Source organism: Shigella sp. FC1661 (assembly GCF_001712525.1).
In the GTDB taxonomy this organism is placed as follows: Bacteria; Pseudomonadota; Gammaproteobacteria; order Enterobacterales; family Enterobacteriaceae; genus Escherichia; species Escherichia coli.
The window spans coordinates 1-327 of sequence record NZ_MDGW01000514.1; the positions used below are offsets into that span (position 1 = coordinate 1).

Sequence of the window (327 nt, forward strand, 5' to 3'; positions counted from 1 at the left end):
GTAGCTGAACAGGAGGGACAGCTGATAGAAACAGAAGCCACTGGAGCACCTCAAAAACACCATCATACACTAAATCAGTAAGTTGGCAGCATCACCTACCGTCATACGGACATTAAAAAGCTCCCGCCCCGGCGGATAACATCTGTGCCAGTCGCTCACGCTGATGTTGCCCTTATCTGTGAACTTGATGGGCAGTGGAGCTTCGTTGGCAGCAAGGCGCAACAACACTGTCACGAACGGTGCAATAGTGATCCACACCCAACGCCTGAAATCAGATCCAGGGGGTAATCTGCTCTCCTGATTCAGGAGAGCTTATGGTCACTTTTG

The 327-nt window shown here is 50.8% G+C and carries 1 pseudogene; it reads left to right on the plus strand.

From position 1 onward, the window contains the following. Positions 1 to 111: 111 nt before the first annotated feature. A pseudogene (locus BFF42_RS21445) lies at positions 112 to 228 on the plus strand (IS1 family transposase); the annotation flags it as partial. Between the last annotated feature and the right edge of the window lie 99 nt (positions 229 to 327).